Origin of the sequence: Brevibacillus sp. FSL K6-2834 (genome assembly GCF_038592925.1) — a bacterium.
Lineage (GTDB): Bacteria > Bacillota > Bacilli > Brevibacillales > Brevibacillaceae > Brevibacillus > Brevibacillus borstelensis.
Genome location: NZ_CP151945.1, coordinates 4,624,785 through 4,643,725 on the forward strand (window position 1 = coordinate 4,624,785; position 18,941 = coordinate 4,643,725).

Sequence of the window (18,941 nt, forward strand, 5' to 3'; positions counted from 1 at the left end):
TCATTATAACTTATTTGGCCGCTTCACGCTTCAATTCGTACACCTTCAAATTGTTGTAAACAACCTTGAGCATCGGTACGGCAATCCCGAGCTGGTCTGCTTTCTGAATCAAAAATCCTTGCAAGTGGTCGGCTTCCACCGGCAAGCCTTTTTCCATGTCGCGCAGCATGGATGCCTTCATGCGATAGCCTTGCTTCATAAATGTATCCATTTGCTTGTCCTCAACGTCCTCGTCGATCGGAGCTCCCAGCTTGCGCATAACGGCTGCGCTTTCCTCGGCCAACTGGCGTGTCAGCTCCAGTCCGTACACCGCATCGCGGATCGGACCGACTGACGAATTCATCAATGTCGTGATTCCTGACAGCGTGGTGATAAACAAGTATTTTTGCCACATGTCACGCTGAACATCGGCGCTGGCCCGAATGCTCGCTTTCGTACCGGCGAATGCCTGTTTGAGCGCTTCGACTCGTTCGCTTCCTCCACCCTCCCACTCGCCGAAAACCATGTCGTGCGTCTGGCTTGTCTGGACGACATCTCCCTCCGGGTTCAGCGTCGTTTCGATGAAGCACAATCCGCCCAGCACCCGGTCACGACCGAATGTATCCCACAACCGCTCCATGTGAGCGATTCCATTCAAAAGCGGCAGAATGACTGTATTTCCGCCTACATACGGCTCGATCGACTCGATGCTGTCATCCAGGTGATACGCCTTATTGGATAACAAAATGACATCAAACGGTCCTGCCTTTTCTCCCGAGACAATCAATTGGGGCTGCTCCAGGTGAATATCGCCGTGAACGCTTTGTACTCTCAGCCCTCTTTGCTTCAATTGTTCCCGTCTGCGTTCCCTTACGAGAAACGTGACGTCGACCCCTTTTTCAGCGAGCCGGGCACCGAAATAACCGCCTACTGCCCCCGCTCCCAACACCAGCACCTTCACCTAAATCCCTCCACCCTTTTTGTTCGAAATAGTTCGTCTATATTTTACAAAAAAGGAACCGGATACAACACCCGCAATATTATGTTAGAAAAACTAACATTGAATGTCACTAAACCTCTTGACAGCCTCGTTCGTAAACTTTTATAATCCTCAGTATAGAAAACAGAAGAAAGTCGAACGTTTAAAAATGGATTCTTAATAAATATTCGTGAACGGAGTGATTCGAATGGATGCTAAAACAATTCTGTCTCTCATTGAGCTGGAAAACATTGAATATGTGGACTTCCGCATTGTAGATTTGCTCGGTCGCCAACACCATGTCACCATTCCTGCCTATGCTGTCGACGAGGACACTTTTCACAACGGCGTCGCTTTTGACGGCTCCAGCCTTACAGGCTACAAGGGCATCGAGGAAAGCGATATGGTCGCGATTCCCGACCCGGCCAGCGCCTTCGTCGATCCGTTCGTCGAAGCCAAAACATTGAATATCGTCTGCAACATTCACAATCCCGACGGGTCCGCTTATGATCGCGATCCCCGCGGCATCGCCCTGAGGGCGGAAGCGTATTTGCAGGAGCTCGGAGTGGCAACAGATGCCTACTTTGGTCCGGAATCGGAGTTCTTCCTGTTTGACAACGTCCGCTATGCTTCCGGTCCATCCGGCTCTTTCTACCACATCGATTCCGAGGAGGCTTACTGGAACACTGGCGCGGAAGGAAAAAATCTTGGCTACAAGGTCCGCAACAAAGGCGGTTACTTCCCGGTTCAGCCGACGGATTCGCAAGCGGATATCCGCAATGAAATGTGCACCCTGATGTCGCAAGCGGGTCTGAAAGTCGAGCGCCACCACCACGAGGTAGCAACGGCTGGCCAAGGCGAAATCAACTTCCGCTTTGACACGCTGACCCGGACGGCAGACAACCTGCTTCTGTTCAAGTACATCGTGCGCAATGTAGCTGCCAAGCATGGCAAAACTGCCACCTTTATGCCGAAGCCAATCGTCGGCGACAACGGTTCTGGCATGCACGTCCACCAAAGCCTCTTTAACGGCGACACGCCGCTGTTTTTTGAAAAAGGCGGATATGCGAACTTGAGCGAGATGGCCCTCCACTACATCGGAGGCATCCTGCATCACGCGCCGGCATTGATAGCCCTGACCAATCCGAGCACCAACTCGTTCAAGCGGCTGGTTCCCGGCTACGAAGCACCCGTCAATCTGGTGTTTTCCAAAGGAAATCGCTCGGCAGCTGTCCGCATTCCAGTCGCGGCCGTAACACCGAAGGCTTCCCGAATTGAATTCCGCACCCCGGACTCTACAGCCAACCCATATCTGGCGTTCGCCGCCATGCTGATGGCCGGACTGGACGGAATCAAGCGCAAGCTGGACCCTCGCGAGCTGGGCTACGGTCCGATCGACAAAAACATTTACGACTTGTCCGATGCCGAAAAAGTGGATATCAAGAGCGCGCCAGGGTCGCTGGCTGAAGCTCTGGATGCTCTGGAGAGAGATTGTGACTTCCTTCTCGAAGGCGGCGTCTTTACACGCGAGGTAATCGAAAGCTGGATTGCCGTGAAACGCGGCGAAATTCAAGAGGTCGAGCGTACGGTGAATCCGAAGGAATTTGAGTTGTATTACGATCTGTAAGAGGAATGCTCGTATAAAATCCCTTTTGTATGAAGTGTGATCTTGTGTTTCATCTGAAAATTGGGACAGATTGGGGACAAACGGTAAAAAACAACACATAATGATGAAAGGAAGAGAGCCCTTCTCGCTTGAGGAGGGCTTTGTTCATGTATGCGCCCTTTTGGCTATAGAGAGAGTGGCGAAGAGATTGGATAGCGCTTTGATGTCCTGTTTTGCAGAGGATTATTGCGAAAGTCTATCATAAGTTTTCGTCATTTGCGGAATACCTACATTGATCTATGTCTACCAGGGAGGTTTCATCATGGCAACGTTTTACGAAAAATACGGTGGCGAAGAAACAGTTGCTAAAGTCGTTGACTACTTTTATGAGTTGGTTTTAGCTGATGATACCGTGAACCATTTTTTTGCCAACACCGATATGGAGAAGCAGCGGAAGCATCAAACAAAGTTCATCAGCTTTGCCCTGGGTGGGCCAAATCAATATTCGGGCCAATCGATGGCAAAGGCCCATGAAGGCATGAATCTGCAGCCGGTTCACTTTGACGCCATTGTGAAGCATTTGCATGCTGCCCTTGCCCATTTTGGTGTAAGTGAAGAAGATATTGATGATGCGTTGACCAAGGTCGGGTCGCTACGGGATGATATTCTGTACAAATAGGCGTACTGCCACTGTGTTCATCAACTTCCTGGTATTGGTTTGATGAAAAATCCGCGGCTACCATCACGGCACCCAATTTTGATCAATCTCCGCATTCGCCCTTACCCCACACTCTTCTCACGCATAGCTTATTTTGAAGCTTTTTCCAAACCTAGCTAAGGAGTGATTCAGAGTGTCCAGCAGCTGCGGAATTTTTGGCGACAACTTTTCTTTGATTTTGGTTCTGTTCATCCTGTTGGTAATCGTCGGTTGCGACTGTGATTAATTTGCAATGCTTGCGGGCGGCTTTTCCAAGCCGCCCAATGATGGACTTACGAATCAAAGGCAATTATCCTCACGTAAACAAGGAACATAAGAGCAAACAAACCCTTCCCGGGACAAACATTCATGATGCGAACAAGCGAAGCCCTTCTCTGTCGAGGAGGGCTCAGCCTGTAGACAAAGTTCCGTAAGGAACAGGGTCTGCAGGCTTTTTTGTTGAATATAGAACATGTTACGTTTTCAAAAGTTATTTTTTAGAGGTGGCATTATGCTTAATAAGCAAGAGGCCGAAGGGCGTTATCAGATATCTGCATTCTCGCTAGATGAGTTGGTGCCAGAAGATCATCTCGTAAGAAAAATTGAAAATGCAATCGACTTTTCGTTCATCTATGACTTGGTGGAAAGCCTTTACTGTCATGACAATGGCAGACCCAGTGTTGACCCTGTAGTCTTAGTTAAAATTGCTTTCATCCAATATATTTTTGGAATTCGTTCCATGCGACAAACGATTAAAGAGATCGAAACCAATGTTGCCTATCGGTGGTTTATTGGCTATGATTTCAGTCAGCCCATTCCCCATTTCACGACCCTAGGCAAGAACTATGTTCGCCGTTTTCGGGATACTCAACTCTTCGAGTCGATCTTCCTTCGAATATTGGAGGAGGCGGTTCATCATGGATTCGTGAAGCCTGATGTGCTTTTCATTGATGCTACGCATGTAAAAGCCAGTGCGAATAAGCATAAATACGTGAAAGAAATCGTTGAAGAACAAGCGAAGAAATATCAAGAGCTGCTGGACGAAGAAATCAATCAGGATCGTATTGCACATGGAAAGAAGCCCCTTGAAAAAAAGACAGAAACTTCGAAGAAGGAGGTGAAAGTCAGCACAACTGACCCGGATTGCGGATTGTTTGTAAAAGGGGAAAAGGAACGTGTATTTGCTTATAGTTTTCATACAGCATGTGATCGAAATGGATTTGTGCTTGGTGCCAAGGTAACGCCAGGCAATGTGCATGACAGTCAGGTTTTTGAGGATGTTTTGAATCAAGTGCGAAAGACGTTTGCACAGCCTCAAGCTGTGGCAGTGGACTCGGGATACAAGACGCCTTACATCAGTAAAACACTCCTTGATGACCAGATTCGCCCCGTTATGCCCTACACAAGACCACGCACCAAAGAAGGTTTTTTTAAAAAGCACGAATATGTGTATGATGAATATTTCGACTGCTACATCTGCCCGAACGAGCAAATCTTAACATATGAGACAACAAACAAGGATGGGTACCGTATCTATCGATCAAATTCTCAAGTTTGCCGAAGTTGTCCGTTCTTGAAACAATGCACGGAAAGTAAAGACTACACAAAGAGAGTGAGTCGCCACATCTGGGCTGATTACCTCGAAGAGGTAGACCACCTCCGGCATACCGAGGAAAACAAACAAATCTATAGCAAACGGAAAGAAACGATTGAACGTGTATTCGCTGATATGAAGGAAAAGCATGGCATGCGTTGGACGACCTTACGAGGACTGGAGAAGGTCACGATGCAGGCGATGCTTGTTTTCGCTGCCATGAACTTGAAAAAAATGGCGACCTGGCTATGGAAATCAGGTCGCCAAAAGGTGAACGATCAAAACACCTTCGGTATTTTCATCAAATTATTAAACAAACTCCCTCTGCTGTTCGTTCAGCGAGGGAGTTTGTCTGCAACCTGAGCCCTTCTCTGTCGAGGAGGGCTTTCGCTTATAATGGCGCGGATTGTTTCGTCGCGAAGGCAATCGCTGTTTTAGTAACGCAGCTCGTCTGTCAACTGCTCCTCATTTGGGTTCCCGGCCTCATCCTCCACAATCGCCTCCCCCACCCTCACCTGAACATAGCTTCCGTTTGGCAACAAATCAAGGGTAATCACCAGCTTGTTCGCGGAGAATTGAATCGTATCGTCCCGGCCCAAAGATTCGTAAGGGCCTCCATCTACCGAATAACTGATCATACCCTTGACGTCATCAAGATCTCTGCTAAGCGTGACTTCTTCTGCAAACAAAAGCGTTACTTCCAGATGAGGCGCATAGGTCTCGGCTGTCGCCAATTCCGACCGATCATAGCCGCCAGCTACGATGACGCGTCCATCCGGGAGAGGCGCAGCTACTCCTTCCAAGCGTCTGCTGGAAAGCGGAACGGTATACTCCCACGTATCGGTTCGGGGATCATATATTTCCGCCGAGCTCTCCGAAATCCCCCCTGCTACCAGCACTTTGCCATTTTTCAATGCGACTGCTGAAGGCTTGTATCGTTTCTCATACATATCACTTGCATATGTCCACGAATCCGCGTCGGGATCGTAGACTTCCGCGGACTTCAGCTCGTTGCCGGCCGCATCTATACCGCCCATTACCAATACTTCTCCGGTTGGAAGAAGAACTGCGCCAGCACCTTCCCTTCCTGTATTCATGTTTGCAGCGCTGCTCCATTCTTCGGTCTCTGGATCAAATATTTCCGCTGACTTTTGAACGCCTTTCTTTGAAAAACCTCCCACTACGAGAATTCTTCCGTCCTCAAGCGTTGCAGCTGCCGGCTTAAACCGTTCCATTTCCATGGGGATACTTTCGGTCCAGCTATCCGCTTTTGGATCGTACACTTCTGTCGACTTTAAAAATGTACCCCTTCCTTCCGGGTCGCCGCCAACGACCAGTACCTTGCCATCAGGCAGTACGGCTGCAGCCGGACCGTACCGAGGCACGCTCATGTCTTCCAGTTGTGTCCACTTTTCACGACGCGGGTCGTACATGACCACTGTTTTTTTCATACTGCCTCCAGCGACCAGAATTTCACCATCTGGCAAAACCGCGGCTGCTCCACCGATATTCGGCTCCATCATCTTCGCCGTCTCTTCCCATCCTCCAGCTTTTGTCTCGGCATCCTCCGAGACGGGCCCTTCCAGGTCAACAGCAAAAACAATCGGGGTGGGCAGGGAAACAATGCCCTGTTGATCAATTGCATAGAGAACGTATTGTCCTCCATGGGTCAGCTTTGTCTCCCTCGGGGCAATGGTGATCACCGTTTCCGCATCGGCTGCGGTCACATCGGTGCTGCCAACTGCGGCCAGTCGGATCCGGTTCTCATCGCCGGGTATGCCGCTGGGAACGAGATATGCACTGCCAGCCTTCGTGCTTTTCACTACTACATGGAAGCCGTCCTGATATTCCTCCTTGTTTACCCAATGATCTCCACCGGCCGTTTGCTCTGGCATCCAACCGACCACTGGAGGATTGTCGCTATTCTCGCCTTATACCACGCATGGCTTTCGAACGAGCCTACACCGTGCGGGCGCCTTTCAGCGCACACGGCGTTCCATCAACGAATAAGAAAACTTGTACAACGGGCAATGTAAGTCTAGTTCGAAAATCTTGCTCTGTAGACTAACTAAAGTTATAGGGGGGCCGAAATTTCTTTAGACAAAGGCTCTGTTAAAGGCTCTGGCTTGTATCACCTTTAAAATGTCAACAGTCTCCATTCTCGTTTGAAACAATGGATAGACCGCTTTAAAGGCGTGACTACAGCGTATCTCGACAACTACGAAATGACAGAGACATATGACAGTTTGCGACTGTCAAGTTTTACTGTAAATTAGTAAAATTATGGGCGACAAAAATTATTCGTATAACAGAAAGACAGACAAGGTATTTCGGGAGGTATTTTTTTGATAAATAGAGAAGAAATATTTACTTATGTAAAGGAGAAATTTGGCACAGAGCCAGACTACCCTTGGTTCAAGTATCCAGATTATGCGGTATTACGACACAACAAGGATGGCAAGTGGTATGGAGTGATTATGAATGTACCGAGAATCAAATTAGGTGTATCAGGGGAAGGAAGAGTCGATATAATTAACCTGAAGTGCGACCCGGAAATAAATCGTTTATTAAGGAGTCAACAAGGAATTTTGCCTGCATACCATATGAATAAGGAGCATTGGATTACAATTGTTTTGGATAGTCCTTTTCCTAAAGATGAAATCTACGATTTAATTAATTGGAGTTACAATCTAACCAAATAAAACAGAATTCATCTATTCAAATATATAGGCAGTTAGCATAATCCAGAGGCAATATCTGTTAGAGGCGCAGCGTTTTAGTTGCATCTCTTATTTTGATAAAATATCAACACTATATGGCAACGGCAACAGAGCCTAGACAACAAAAACAGCCGGACAAGCATCCGGCTGTTTTTCGCATACAGCAGTTTTCGCTGTATAAAATCAATCATTTTGTCAGCTTTGTCTACGGCCATATGCTGATGAGTATATCACTCGGCCAACAAACACGAGCAAAGCAAAGACGATCAGCAAATTGCTGTAGACGAATGCCGCAGGCTGGCCTACTGTCGGGAGCAAAGGGAAGTCCAGCAGGCTATTCGATAACAAGCCGCCGACAATCGCTGCCCCGATCCCCTCTGACAAGAAGCAAGCCAGGTTGAGCATTCCCATGCCAGCGCCGGCTTCGTGTTCTTCCAGCGTCTCTGCCACACTGGAGGAGATCGCTGTTTTCACAAAGGACAGACCGCCAAATGCCAGCACCAGTGCACCAGTCATAAGCCACGGTGTTTGGTCAGCAAACAGTGCTGTGCCGAGAAAGCTCATAGTGATCAGGAACACACCGAGAGACAATACAAACAGATGCCCTCGCCTATCGGCCAGTCTCCCTCCAACAACACCGAAAAACGCTACGCTCATGGTACCCGGGAACAGAATTCCTCCCCCGATCAAGCCCGTACTCAAATGATGCACGTCTCTCATCATATACGGCACCATGGAAATGAAGCCTGCGGCAGTCCCGAGCAAAATGCATCCCGTCAGAACGCCTTTGACAAACCTCGGTTTCCTAAACAAGGATGGTTCGATAAACGGCTGTTCCACGCGACGAATATAGAAGGCAAACATCCCTAGCAGGAGAAAGCTCCCCGCCAGATACCCCCATTGGTATCCTGTCGTATACAGGGTAAACATCACCATCACAGCCGAAAGCAGCAAAGCGCCCTTCACATCCACTTTCCCTTTGCGAGAAGGCTCGTGCGGCAATACCCGCAGAAAGAAAGGAATGGAGACAAGCGTTACTACCGGGAGCAAAAAAAGGAATGACCAATGAATCGTGTCTGCCACGACACCTCCGATGACGGGGCCGATTCCCTCTCCCATAGCAACCATGGAGCCTACGATTCCAAATGCTTTCCCGCGATCTTCAGGTCCGATATAGCGGGCGATCATGACCATGATCATCGCGGGAACGGCCGATGCCCCTGCGCCTTGAATAAACCGGGCAGCAATGACAGCCGGAAATGAAAATGGCGCGAACAGACCGAGCAGCGATCCTCCGCTGTATATACACAAACCGATGACAAGCAGCCATTTGACGCCGTACATATCGGCCAGTCTGCCATAAATGGCCGAACCGATCCCGAAAGTAATGACAAAGCTGATCGTTACCCAGTTGGCGGTGGATGGCGGTATGCCAAATTGGTTGGCGATGTCCGGCAAGGATACGGTAAATACCGTTTCATTCAATACGCTGAAAAACCCTAGAAAGCCAAGCCACGCCAACACCGCTGGCAAATGGCCGATAGCTCTGGCGGGACCGGCAGCTTCCGCGCCCTCTGTTTGCAAACGATCCTGCTCGTTCCGTTCCTTGTCCACCAAAATGAAAACCCCTTCCCCATTTCAGGGGAAGCTCGCAGTTTACAGGGCAAGTTATGCGTCTTCCCCTTGAATTTGAGCCCTAACCATCATCGTGTACTTCATAAGAACGCCTCCTATGGATTATGTAGAAACCATTATACAAAAGGAATAGTCCAAATTCTAGGTATTTCCAATGAAAAACGAGCCTTGGCAATCACGCCCACAGGCTCGTTGATGTGGTGCAAGTTGGTCCTACGACATCATCCACTGAATGAGTGCAAAGGCCGCTGCTGCGAGACCTCCGGCGAGGGCTCTCCAAACAGCAATATTCTTCATCGCCATTCCCTCCCATCGGCAAGCTTTCCGCTCTTATTAGCTGCATGCCCGATTGGAGTTTAGTGTGCTCCTTTGCCGGTTGAGCTAATCCAATTTGCCCTGTCCTTGCGTCCAGCCAAGCGATGGGAACGCAGACAGAAAAGCAACGCGATCCCTCACAGATACAAGCACAGAACGGTGGCCGTCATCATCACGGCATAGCCGATCTCCGAGATTCCGACGACTTTTATGGACGGCTGCAGCCGGGGCGAAACGATCGCCCGGATCAAAAGCGCGCCGGCCGGCAATAGCAGCCAGGGCGAGAACAGCCAAGCCATCACGGCAATTTGAATGATATGATAGCAAACTGACAGCCAGTAAAACACTTTGTTCCGCTTCTCGCGGATCATCGTTTTGACGTAAAAGACCGTTCCCGCAAAGTAAAGAACACTCAGAGAGAACAGCGACAAAGCGACTCCCCAGTCGTTGCCCCCGCCGATTTTATAGGTGACAAAGACGATAGAGCTGAACAGAAGCACCGCCGCAAAATCGTTCGCAATCGCCCGCTCTTGATTTTTTCGCGCGTAGTAGCAGTTGATCAAGAAGAACGGCAGCAGCGACAGCGCGTACCAGCTCAGTCCCGGCTTTGCCAGCAGCAACGCTCCGGCGAGCGGAGCGAGCAGCACACCATAGAGCATGAGCGGCTTTTTGTAACGGTCTTTCTTGCCGGTGCGAATCAACTGCAGCAGCGGAAAGGTAAACAGATACAGCAGCAGCCAGCCCAAAAACAAAGGGAGGTGAAAAATCACGGGAGCGGACGCAAACACGCCGAACAGAAACGGCACGATCAGCATCGCCCAGGCGCCGTGCTGGTTGGGGATGAACGCTCTCATTTCCGACGCTCTCCTTTCTTTTCCGATTGCACAAAAAATTGCTTACGTCGCTTGGCAAGTTTCTCCGGCATTAGCGCTAATGCCCTCATCATAAGCACAGTAAGGGTCGCTTTCCAGGTAATCGCCCGTTACGCCGTAGGCCCGGGCTCTTGAGCCTCCGCAGATTTCCTTGTATGGACAACGACCGCACTTTCCCTTGAGGAGAGACTTGTCCCGCAACTGCTTCATTACGGGCGCTTCCCGATAGATCTGCCTGAGAGAGCCCTCGCGAACATTTCCCGCCTTTACAGGAAGAAAACCGCTCGGGTAGACATCGCCGATGTGGCTGACAAAGACAAAGCCATCCCCGTCATTGACTCCTTTTGGGGCTCTGCCCAGCCAATCCGGACGCTTCTTCGTCCGCGCATCCCGAGGCATTGTCTCGCGCTGCCTGAGCTGGTTCCAGACACGGCGAAAATGAGGGGCTTCCGTCACTTTTACATCGTACGGCATTTGTTTGTTCACCTGGTACAGCCAGGTCATCACTTCTTCGTGCTGCTCCGGGGTGATCATGTCTGCTTTCATCCCTCTGCCGACCGGGACGAGAAAAAACAGACTCCACAATACAGCTCCCATCTCCCGGACGACCTCTGCAATCAATGGCAAGTCATGAAGGTTGTAGCGCGAGACTGTCGTATTGATCTGGATCGGTATCCCCAGCTCCTGCAAATAGCCGATGCCTCTCTGTGTCATTTCGTACGAGCCTGCCGTCCCGCGAAAGTGATCATGGACCTCGGCAGTCGATCCATCCAGGCTGAATGCCCACCGCGCCAGCCCCGCTTCCTTGGCGCGGCGCACTGCCTGAAAAGTGACCTTCGGCGTAGCGCTGGGGGTCATGGATACGGACAGACCCTTTTCCTGAACAGCGTACTCGGCCAGCTCAAACAAATCTCGGCGCATCAATGGATCCCCTCCCGTAAAAACGAGCAGCGGACGATCCATCTCCGCGATATCGTCAATCAGTCTTTTTCCTTCCTCAAACGTCAATTGCGCCGGATCCGATGCGTACTGCGCCTCAGCCCGGCAGTGCAGGCATTGCAAAGCACACGCTCTCGTCAGCTCCCAGACCACGATAAACGGACTTACAGCGTAATCACGTTCTTTCAACAAGCTCATCGCTCGCCCTCCTGTCCTGCCAATCAGCTTCAGCTGCTCTTATCGTAGCGAAACGGCCGACTGACAGGTGTGAGAAGCGTCACCATGCGTACAAAAAAAGCTGCCTTTTTCGCAGCCTGATTTGCTAAAAGCCATGCGAACGCAGGCCTGCACTTCTCCAATAGTACAGCACCATGAAAATCTGTTCTACTCCAATATTTCAACGACATGAAATCCGTTCTGTCCCAATATTTCAACCACCTGGAGTCTGTTTTTGTTCCGATATTGCACCTGCATGGATGCTGTCTGTACTGCTGCTCCTCCAGCACAAGCGACCGGCTTATGTAATGCAGCTTGCAGCTATTCGCCGCAATCCCGCAGTCAGCTCCTCCACGGACCTCGGCACCCGGGAAGAACCGATCTCTTCCCGCAGGGCGGCAGGCAACGCTTCCCACACATCGAAGACAGCAGGCGTACGAAGCTGCAGCCTCTCCAGAGTATCCCGCCGGGAGAAAACCGCCTCCGGCTCTCCTTCCAGGACCAGCTTCCCTTTTTCCATGACCAGCACCCAGTCGGCCCAGGCAAATGCGAGGTCAATGTCATGCGTAGCCATCAGGATTGTCGTTCCGGCCGCATGGATGCGGTCCAGCTCCTGCACAAAATTTCTCGTCTGCTCTTGATCCAGATAGGCTGTCGGCTCGTCCAGCAGCAGCAGCTCCGGCTCCAGCACCATGACTCCGGCCAATGCCACACGCCGTTTCTGCCCTAGGCTGAGCCGGTGAATCGGCGTTTCTGCCCATTCGGTCATCCCGAATGTTTCCATCGTGCGATACACCTTTTCCCTGACAACGGCTTCCGGCAGCTTTTGATTGCATAGTCCGTAGGAGATATCCTCGGCAACCGTCGCGGCGATCAGTTGCTGCTCCGGGTCCTGAAACACCAGACCGATTTTTTGTTTCAGCTTGAGCAAATGAGCCCGGTCGTAGGAAACGGCCATCCCTTTCCACAGGACTTGGCCCAGATTCGGCCGAAAAATTCCGTTCGCATGCAGAAACATGGTGGACTTTCCGCAGCCATTGTGGCCCAATAGCACACACTTTTTTCCGGCAGGGACACCGAGAGAAAGTCCGTTGAGCGCCGGTTGGGAAGCTCCCGGATACGTGTAGTGAACGAATGAAAATCGCAATATGTCCAAGGCAGCTCTAGCTGTCTGTTCCGCTGCATCTGTCTGTTCTGCTGCATCTGTCGTCACTTCGAATGCCACTCGCGCCTCATCCTCCCATCCACCATTCCAGCATCGCCAGCAGGAGACATCCGGCTACCGCTTCCCATTCGTACCTTTTGGAACGCATATGGGAGGCATGGACCAGGACGCGGAAATCGTCCGTAAACCCTCTTGCCGTCATGCTGATGTACATCTGGCGGTAGCGTGCCATCGTGCGGATAAATAATTGAACGATCAGCCTGCCCGCATCCTTGAGTGTTCCCGCCGTGCCGCGGTGCCCTCCTCTGGCCTTTTGCGCCGTCCAGATTTGCTCGGCTGTCTCCAGAAGAACGAAGACAAAACGGTACATGATCATCATCAGATCAGTCAGAATGGAGGGGATGCCGATCCGGCGGAACACTTGCAAAACCTCGGCAAAGGGAACTGTAAAAAGAATAAAGGAAAAGCAGGAGAGCGCCGCCAGCGAGCGGGCGGCCAGGCTCATGGCCCTGGACAGCCCCTCTGCCGTCACATAGACAACCCAGCTTCCCAACTGCCAGGATGCGATTGCATTGTCATCCCGTGTCCATTCCGCCAGTCTGGATGCCTCCAGGAGCAGCGCCGGGCTTCCGGCGAGCAGGAAGGCGACGGAGGCAGCCACCACGACAAAATAGATCCGCCATGGAGTGCGGGCATAGACGACGATCCAGACGCTCATCCAGACGAACAGAATGCCCTGGACAAGCGGGTGGCTGATCAGTGCCAACAGCAGCATGGCCAGCGAAAAGAGCAGCTTCTGTTCGGGCGGCAGCCTCTTCAGCCTGTTTTCGTAAGCGAGGGAGTCGATCCGTCCAATCATTCTTGCCTGTTTTTCAGGCGGCCCCGGTACAAGCCGATGGCATACCCGATCACGCCTGCTCCCAGAGCAGCCTGCAGGGCGAACAAGAGGCTTTCTGTCTCACCGCCGGGAGGTTCGAGCAAAGGCTGAAACCACGGCTCGTAGTCAGGAGCCACCTCCATGATCGCTTCCTCTGCCGCTCCATCGGCTCCGCCGAATTCCGAATCTTTTACGACCAGCAATGGCACCACCGCCAGTACCGCTGCCGCCAAAATGAGCAGCCAGTTCGTCCAACGCTTCATCTCTTACCCCTCCCTTTTCAGCAGCTTCAGCTGCGACAATTCTTGCGCGTTGTAGGCTTGAAGCCAATTCCACACGAGCACCGTCAGCAGTCCCTCGCTGATCGCCAGCGGCACCTGCGTCAAGGCAAATATCCCCGCAAACTTGACAAAGGAAGCCATAATCCCGCCAGAAGCAGCCGGGAATGCCAGCGCCAGTTGAACGGAAGTGACCAGATAGGTGCTGAGGTCAGCCAGCGCTGCCGCGAGAAAAATGCCGAGCTTCTGGCCACCTTTCTTTCTGGCCACCAGCCGATACACGCCATATGCGACGAACGGGCCAACAACCGCCATGGAAAACGCATTGGCGCCGAGTGTCGTCAAGCCCCCATGCGCGAGCAGCAGCGCCTGAAACAAGAGCACCAGACTGCCCAGTACAGACATGACCAGCGGACCAAACAAGATCGCGCCCAGCCCTGTTCCTGTGGGATGGGAGCTGCTGCCTGTCACGGACGGAATTTTCAGCGCGGACAGGACAAATGCAAAGGCTCCCGCTACCCCTAAAAGCAGCTTGAATTCGGGCTTCTCTTTGACAATGCGTTGAACCTGACGCAAGCCGAGGAAAAAGAAGGGCAGAAAAACAGCCCACCAAAACAGCGACCACCCTGCCGGCAAATACCCTTCCATAATATGCATGGCATGTCCGGTTTGTGGCGTATTGAACAGCAAGTAAACAAGAAATCCGGTTATCAGAAGACCACTGGCAACGGTGCGTCTACCCCTCATTCAGCAACACTCCTTACTCTGATTCTCTAAAGAACACACGCAAAAAAGCTCACCCGATTTGGATGAGCTTGGCACACGGCAACTAACGATACTGCGAACAGTCGTTTCGTTTGGGCTCACCTCTCCTTTCCTCGAAGGCTCATGGGTGTGGCAGCAAGGTAGGTCTCCTGGCTTCCGGATCAATACGCTCTTTTGCCTTCCCCGTCAAATCGACAAGTGGCTTTCGAAAAAAGAGCATTCCCCTGGTTACAGTGGCGGGACCGCTCGGGAGTTTCACCCGATTCCCTGTTACCCCTTACTATTCATAAGGGCACCTTGCTGCATTTTATTCTTTTCCAAAAATTCGCAGATGATTGTCTATTATATACGATGGGTTGCAAAAGAAAAAGGAGAACGTGCCAGTTCTCCCTTTTCTCTTTGGCAGTTGAAAGCTGCAAACCGCCAGATGCCGAAGCTGCTACTCTGAAAGCTGCAGACTGGCTCGCCTCCCAAGCTTTTATCACAAAATTACCGTGCATCTACGCCGACTGCTTCGCTAATGTGCGAAAAGCCGTCGCGCTTCAGGAATTGGAGCAGCTGCTTGTTGATCATTTTGACAATCCCCGGCCCCTGATACGCCATGCCTGAATAGACCTGGACGAGGCTGGCGCCGGCGCGAATCTTGCGGTACGCATCCTCTCCGGTAAAGATGCCGCCCACTCCGATGACCGGCACCTTGTCCCCGACTTCCTGATAAATCTCCTTGACCCAGGCGGTCGCTCTCGCTTCGAGCGGTTTTCCGCTCAAGCCGCCTGCCTCATTCGCTCTCGGATGGTCTTGCACAGGCTCGCGGGACAATGTCGTATTCGTCGCAATGATACCGGAGATTCCTTCTGCCACGGCAGCCTGCACGACGTCGCGCATCTGCTCGTCTGCCATATCGGGAGCCACCTTCAACAGGATCGGCTTCGCCTTGGCTCCCCGCGATTCCAGCTCGGAAGCCTTGTCCTTGACTGCGCGAATCAAGCTGCGCAAGCTCTCGGCCTCCTGCAAATCGCGCAAATTCGGTGTGTTTGGCGAACTGACATTGATGACAAAGTAATGGCCGTAGCTGTACAGCATGTCCAAACACTTGCTGTAATCGCTGGCGGCGTGTTCATTTGGCGTAATCTTGTTCTTGCCGATGTTGATCCCGATCGGAATATCGGCATAAGCGTAATCGATCAGATTTTGGGATGCCAAATATGCCCCCAGATTATTAAAGCCCATTCGGTTGATGATGGCGCCATGTTCCACTAATCTGAACAGCCGCGGCTTCGGATTGCCCGGCTGGCCTTGCGGCGTGATCGTCCCGACCTCGACAAAGCCAAAGCCGAGCGCTGCCAGGGCGTGGTACACCTCCGCATTTTTGTCAAAGCCCGCGGCGAGCCCAACCGGATTGGGAAACGTAATCCCCCAAAGCTTCGTCTCAAGCCGCTCGTCGCGCACCTGATACATCATCTTTAGAAGACTTTTGCCTGCCGCTGATTTTTCTGCCACTTTGAGGAGATGGACGGTTTTTTCATGCACTTCTTCCGCATCCATCTGAAACAGGAATTTCCGCACTAGCTGATACATCGCTGCACTCCTCACTGCTTTTTTCTGCCTAGTAGCATACCATATTTTTTCGTATGAGGCGCACAAAATGAAAGATTCTTTTTTTTCCAGTGGAAATACGGGTGCCGGGTAGACATTACATAACGCCTTTCCTTTTTGTACATAGTATGGACATCCTTTGAAAAAGGAGTGCACCGGTCCGTGAGAAACCAAACAGGATCTATTGGATTTTCGCAAGCTGTGATGATGATCATGTTGTCTGTCGGGATCACCACTCACGTAACGATCATTCCCCTCTTGCTAAGCAAAGCAGGCCGGGACGCCTGGATCAGCGTTCTGTTGGTAGCCATTCCCTTCATCGGATGGCTTTGGCTTCTTTTTCTCATCTGTCGCCGGATGAACAGGCAGTCGCTCTCCGATTGGCTGGAAGCCACCGTCGGACACGTCGGGAGCCGCCTTTTGCTTTTCCCGTTCATGCTTCTTTTGTACTTGATGGCATTCGTCAATTTGACGGACACGCAGACCTGGACAACCGTCAACTATTTGCCGAACACTCCGGAAATCGTAACGGGATTGGTCCTCGTCTTGCTTAGTGTAGCTGCCGCGTATGCCGGAATCCATTCGATCGCTATCGCCTCCGGGCTGCTATTGCCGTTCGTCGTCTTGTTCGGCTTTTTAGTCGGCTTTGGCAATATGCCCAAGAAGGATTACCATTTGCTTTTGCCCTTGTTTCAAAACGGAATGACTCCGGTTATAAATGGCATGCTCTATGCGGCTGGAGGCTTCCTGGAAATTGTCCTGATTCTGTTTTTGCAGCATCATCTGAGAACGGAAACGAAGTTCATGTACCTCTTAGTGCTTGGAGGGATTATCATCATTCTCACACTTAGCCCGCTGACTGGGGCTATCGCGGAATTCGGACCGGTAGAAGCGACCAGGCAGCGCTATCCTTCCTATGAGCAGTGGCGGCTGCTGACCATGGGCAGATACATCGAAAATCTCGAATTTCTTTCCATTTACCAGTGGCTGTCCGGGGCGTTCGTCCGCCTCTCTCTTTGCCTCTTTCTTGTGACCGAGCTGTTGCAAATCAGCAAACCAAAACAGCGCTTGGGGGTTCTCTCGTTTCTTGGCGCATCGATGCTCGCCCTGATGAGCTTGCCCTTTTCGGACATGCAGTTTCTCACCTTTTTATCGAGATGGTATTTTCCCATGTCGGCGATCATCGTCCTGGTGCTTACCATGGTTCTTGCCATCGTCGCCTTGGTCGCGGGAAAACAGCAGAAGGGACGTCATCATGAATCGTGAGCAAAAGCCGTTGCCGAGCTACCAATTGAGAAGCGAGCCTGCTCTCGGCGTTCTGGAAAATCCGGGCGAAGACGAACTGCGGCGAGCTTTTGCCCACTGCGCGGATGTCATGATCCAGTCGGTTTCATTAAGAGATGGCTCCGGATTCATTCTCGTTTATTGCGAGGGTCTGATCGATATCAAGCAGATGCAAGATACCATCCTGCCTGAGCTAAAAGAAATGGACGAAGGATCTGGGCTCGACGCTTTTCTCGCAGAACCTTTGCCTGCTGACTTTACGGAGTGGACAAAGCGGCTATTTGCCGGAGAGCTGTTGCTTTTTTGGCGTGGAAAGGGTGCGTATTCCTGCGGTCTTTCCAACCGCCCGCAGCGCTCGACGGAAGAAGCCAATACGGAGGTTTCGATCAAAGGACCCCGCGACGGCTTCGTCGAGGATCTATCGGCCAATGTCGCCCTGGTCCGCAAAAGGTTGAGGACCACTTCTTTGGCCTATGAATCCTTTACCTTGGGCACCAAGTCAAAAACTCGGGTGGCACTGCTTTATATGACTGACAAGGCTCCCGTAGAGCTTATCGGGCTTTTGAGAGAGCGCCTTGTCAAAAACGAATCGCTTGAGGTCGTAACCAGCGCCAATCTGGAAAAAACGATTACCGACAATCCCTACTCTATTTTTCCTTTGACCGACTACACGGGACGGCCCGATTACGTCACCTATCTGCTTTTGCAGGGAAAAGCCGCCATCCTGGCAGACAACTCTCCCATCGCCCTGCTTGTGCCCAGCAGCCTGCCGGAGCTGGTCAAGGCCCCTGAAGACGACCAATACCCCGTGGCCTATATTTGGCTGGAGCGGGTTTTGCGCCTGTTTGGCATCTGGCTGGCGATCTTTCTTCCCGGCTTTTGGGTGGCGCTGTCGGCATACAATGTCGAGCAATTTCCTTTTCAGCTTCTGGCCACCGTGAGTCAAGGCAGAAAGGGACTGCCCTTTTCTTCGCCGATCGAGATGCTGGGCATTCTCTTTGTTTTTGAATTCTTGCGCGAAGCCGGGGCACGCCTGCCCAAAAACGTCGGGCAAACGCTGGCGTTGGTAGGCGGGTTGATTATTGGGGACGCATCCATTCGGGCAGGGCTCACCTCTCCCTCCCAGCTGTTCATCGGCTCGCTGACGATCGTCGCCTCTTTTACGCTGGTAAACCAATCCCTGAGTGGCGCTGTCACGATCACCCGTTTTGCCGTCTTCCTGCTCAGTTCGATTCTTGGCATGTACGGTTTTGTCATCAGTGTCATCGGTACCGTGCTCTACCTGTCCACGCTTTCCTCTTTTGGACAGCCGTATGTCCTTAGCCGCTCCCCCATGATCTTTTCCGATCTGGCGCAGGTGCTTGTCCGCCCCTTGCTTTCTTTGATCACCAACAAAAAAAGATCCGACTGAGGGAGGAGGTTTC

General features: G+C 51.6%; 17 protein-coding genes, 1 pseudogene and 1 riboswitch. Of the genes and pseudogenes, 8 read left to right on the forward strand and 10 right to left on the reverse strand.

Features of this window, described 5'->3' with window-relative positions; genetic code table 11:
- Window positions 1–10 precede the first annotated feature (10 nt).
- Window positions 11–940, reverse strand: a complete 930-nt coding sequence (gene panE, locus NST96_RS22675) for a 2-dehydropantoate 2-reductase (RefSeq protein ID WP_003391274.1) — start codon at window positions 938–940, stop codon at window positions 11–13.
- 226 nt (window positions 941–1,166) lie between these two features.
- On the opposite strand from panE, the gene glnA reads away from it, so the two are divergent.
- The 4 genes from glnA to NST96_RS22695 all read left to right on the forward strand — a co-directional run bounded on the left by glnA (window position 1,167) and on the right by NST96_RS22695 (window position 5,218).
- Complete coding sequence (gene glnA / locus NST96_RS22680) at window positions 1,167–2,585, forward strand: type I glutamate--ammonia ligase (RefSeq protein WP_003391272.1); 1,419 nt, start codon at window positions 1,167–1,169, stop codon at window positions 2,583–2,585.
- 301 nt (window positions 2,586–2,886) lie between these two features.
- Complete coding sequence (locus tag NST96_RS22685; RefSeq protein WP_003391270.1) at window positions 2,887–3,243, forward strand: group 1 truncated hemoglobin; 357 nt, start codon at window positions 2,887–2,889, stop codon at window positions 3,241–3,243.
- Between the two features lie 172 nt (window positions 3,244–3,415).
- Entirely contained in the window at window positions 3,416–3,508 is a 93-nt protein-coding gene (locus tag NST96_RS22690; RefSeq protein ID WP_024985359.1) for a YjcZ family sporulation protein, read from the forward strand.
- Window positions 3,509–3,772: 264 nt separating this feature from the next.
- Window positions 3,773–5,218, forward strand: a complete 1,446-nt coding sequence (locus tag NST96_RS22695; RefSeq protein ID WP_024985259.1) for an IS1182 family transposase — start codon at window positions 3,773–3,775, stop codon at window positions 5,216–5,218.
- Window positions 5,219–5,289: 71 nt separating this feature from the next.
- Here the strand turns inward: NST96_RS22695 and NST96_RS22700 are convergent, their stop codons facing one another.
- Window positions 5,290–6,750, reverse strand: coding sequence for a hypothetical protein (locus NST96_RS22700; protein WP_227278706.1), 1,461 nt, complete (start codon window positions 6,748–6,750; stop codon window positions 5,290–5,292).
- 228 nt (window positions 6,751–6,978) lie between these two features.
- Here NST96_RS22700 and NST96_RS22705 point away from each other — a divergent pair.
- Window positions 6,979–7,131 (forward strand): annotated as a pseudogene (locus tag NST96_RS22705) (IS1595 family transposase); the annotation flags it as partial.
- 69 nt (window positions 7,132–7,200) lie between these two features.
- A complete protein-coding gene (locus NST96_RS22710; RefSeq protein WP_003391266.1) occupies window positions 7,201–7,557 on the forward strand; it encodes an MmcQ/YjbR family DNA-binding protein in 357 nt (118 codons plus the stop codon).
- 213 nt (window positions 7,558–7,770) lie between these two features.
- Here the strand turns inward: NST96_RS22710 and NST96_RS22715 are convergent, their stop codons facing one another.
- The 8 genes from NST96_RS22715 to NST96_RS22750 form a co-directional block, all read right to left on the reverse strand.
- Complete coding sequence (locus NST96_RS22715; RefSeq protein WP_174768857.1) at window positions 7,771–9,117, reverse strand: MFS transporter; 1,347 nt, start codon at window positions 9,115–9,117, stop codon at window positions 7,771–7,773.
- Between the two features lie 545 nt (window positions 9,118–9,662).
- Window positions 9,663–10,379 carry a YwiC-like family protein gene (locus tag NST96_RS22720; RefSeq protein WP_003391262.1) on the reverse strand — a complete coding sequence of 239 codons (717 nt, stop codon included), beginning with the start codon at window positions 10,377–10,379 and terminating at the stop codon, window positions 9,663–9,665.
- Between the two features lie 42 nt (window positions 10,380–10,421).
- Window positions 10,422–11,534: a TIGR04053 family radical SAM/SPASM domain-containing protein gene (locus tag NST96_RS22725; protein ID WP_024985362.1), complete on the reverse strand. Its 1,113-nt coding sequence runs from the start codon at window positions 11,532–11,534 to the stop codon at window positions 10,422–10,424.
- A 319-nt stretch (window positions 11,535–11,853) separates the two neighbouring features.
- Window positions 11,854–12,777, reverse strand: coding sequence for an ABC transporter ATP-binding protein (locus NST96_RS22730; protein WP_311068076.1), 924 nt, complete (start codon window positions 12,775–12,777; stop codon window positions 11,854–11,856).
- Window positions 12,778–12,784: 7 nt separating this feature from the next.
- Window positions 12,785–13,576: a cobalt ECF transporter T component CbiQ gene (cbiQ, locus tag NST96_RS22735; protein ID WP_003391256.1), complete on the reverse strand. Its 792-nt coding sequence runs from the start codon at window positions 13,574–13,576 to the stop codon at window positions 12,785–12,787.
- A complete protein-coding gene (locus NST96_RS22740; RefSeq protein WP_003391254.1) occupies window positions 13,573–13,857 on the reverse strand; it encodes an energy-coupling factor ABC transporter substrate-binding protein in 285 nt (94 codons plus the stop codon). Before NST96_RS22740 ends, cbiQ begins: the two co-directional genes overlap by 4 nt.
- A 3-nt stretch (window positions 13,858–13,860) precedes the next feature.
- Window positions 13,861–14,619: an energy-coupling factor ABC transporter permease gene (locus tag NST96_RS22745; RefSeq protein WP_024985364.1), complete on the reverse strand. Its 759-nt coding sequence runs from the start codon at window positions 14,617–14,619 to the stop codon at window positions 13,861–13,863.
- Window positions 14,620–14,758: 139 nt separating this feature from the next.
- Window positions 14,759–14,952: riboswitch (cobalamin riboswitch) on the reverse strand.
- Between the two features lie 174 nt (window positions 14,953–15,126).
- The gene (locus NST96_RS22750; protein WP_243015101.1) at window positions 15,127–16,215 is read right to left on the reverse strand and encodes a quinone-dependent dihydroorotate dehydrogenase; all 1,089 of its coding nucleotides are present in this window, start codon (window positions 16,213–16,215) and stop codon (window positions 15,127–15,129) included.
- Between the two features lie 180 nt (window positions 16,216–16,395).
- On the opposite strand from NST96_RS22750, the gene NST96_RS22755 reads away from it, so the two are divergent.
- Both NST96_RS22755 and NST96_RS22760 read left to right on the forward strand, forming a co-directional pair.
- Window positions 16,396–17,499, forward strand: a complete 1,104-nt coding sequence (locus NST96_RS22755) for an endospore germination permease (protein WP_342404722.1) — start codon at window positions 16,396–16,398, stop codon at window positions 17,497–17,499.
- Window positions 17,489–18,928: a spore germination protein gene (locus NST96_RS22760; protein WP_024985366.1), complete on the forward strand. Its 1,440-nt coding sequence runs from the start codon at window positions 17,489–17,491 to the stop codon at window positions 18,926–18,928. The genes NST96_RS22755 and NST96_RS22760 overlap by 11 nt, the downstream gene beginning before the upstream one ends.
- Window positions 18,929–18,941 lie beyond the last annotated feature (13 nt).

What these genes read in the sequence shown, in the direction of transcription:
- glnA (WP_003391272.1), top strand. Translation starts at nt 1,167, where the DNA reads ATGGATGCTAAAACAATTCTGTCTCTCATTGAGCTGGAAAACATTGAA.
- NST96_RS22685 (WP_003391270.1), top strand. Translation starts at nt 2,887, where the DNA reads ATGGCAACGTTTTACGAAAAATACGGTGGCGAAGAAACAGTTGCTAAA.
- NST96_RS22695 (WP_024985259.1), top strand. Translation starts at nt 3,773, where the DNA reads ATGCTTAATAAGCAAGAGGCCGAAGGGCGTTATCAGATATCTGCATTC.
- NST96_RS22700 (WP_227278706.1), bottom strand. Translation starts at nt 6,750, where the DNA reads ATGCCAGAGCAAACGGCCGGTGGAGATCATTGGGTAAACAAGGAGGAA.
- NST96_RS22720 (WP_003391262.1), bottom strand. Translation starts at nt 10,379, where the DNA reads ATGAGAGCGTTCATCCCCAACCAGCACGGCGCCTGGGCGATGCTGATC.
- NST96_RS22725 (WP_024985362.1), bottom strand. Translation starts at nt 11,534, where the DNA reads ATGAGCTTGTTGAAAGAACGTGATTACGCTGTAAGTCCGTTTATCGTG.
- cbiQ (WP_003391256.1), bottom strand. Translation starts at nt 13,576, where the DNA reads ATGATTGGACGGATCGACTCCCTCGCTTACGAAAACAGGCTGAAGAGG.
- NST96_RS22740 (WP_003391254.1), bottom strand. Translation starts at nt 13,857, where the DNA reads ATGAAGCGTTGGACGAACTGGCTGCTCATTTTGGCGGCAGCGGTACTG.
- NST96_RS22745 (WP_024985364.1), bottom strand. Translation starts at nt 14,619, where the DNA reads ATGAGGGGTAGACGCACCGTTGCCAGTGGTCTTCTGATAACCGGATTT.
- NST96_RS22750 (WP_243015101.1), bottom strand. Translation starts at nt 16,215, where the DNA reads ATGTATCAGCTAGTGCGGAAATTCCTGTTTCAGATGGATGCGGAAGAA.
- NST96_RS22760 (WP_024985366.1), top strand. Translation starts at nt 17,489, where the DNA reads ATGAATCGTGAGCAAAAGCCGTTGCCGAGCTACCAATTGAGAAGCGAG.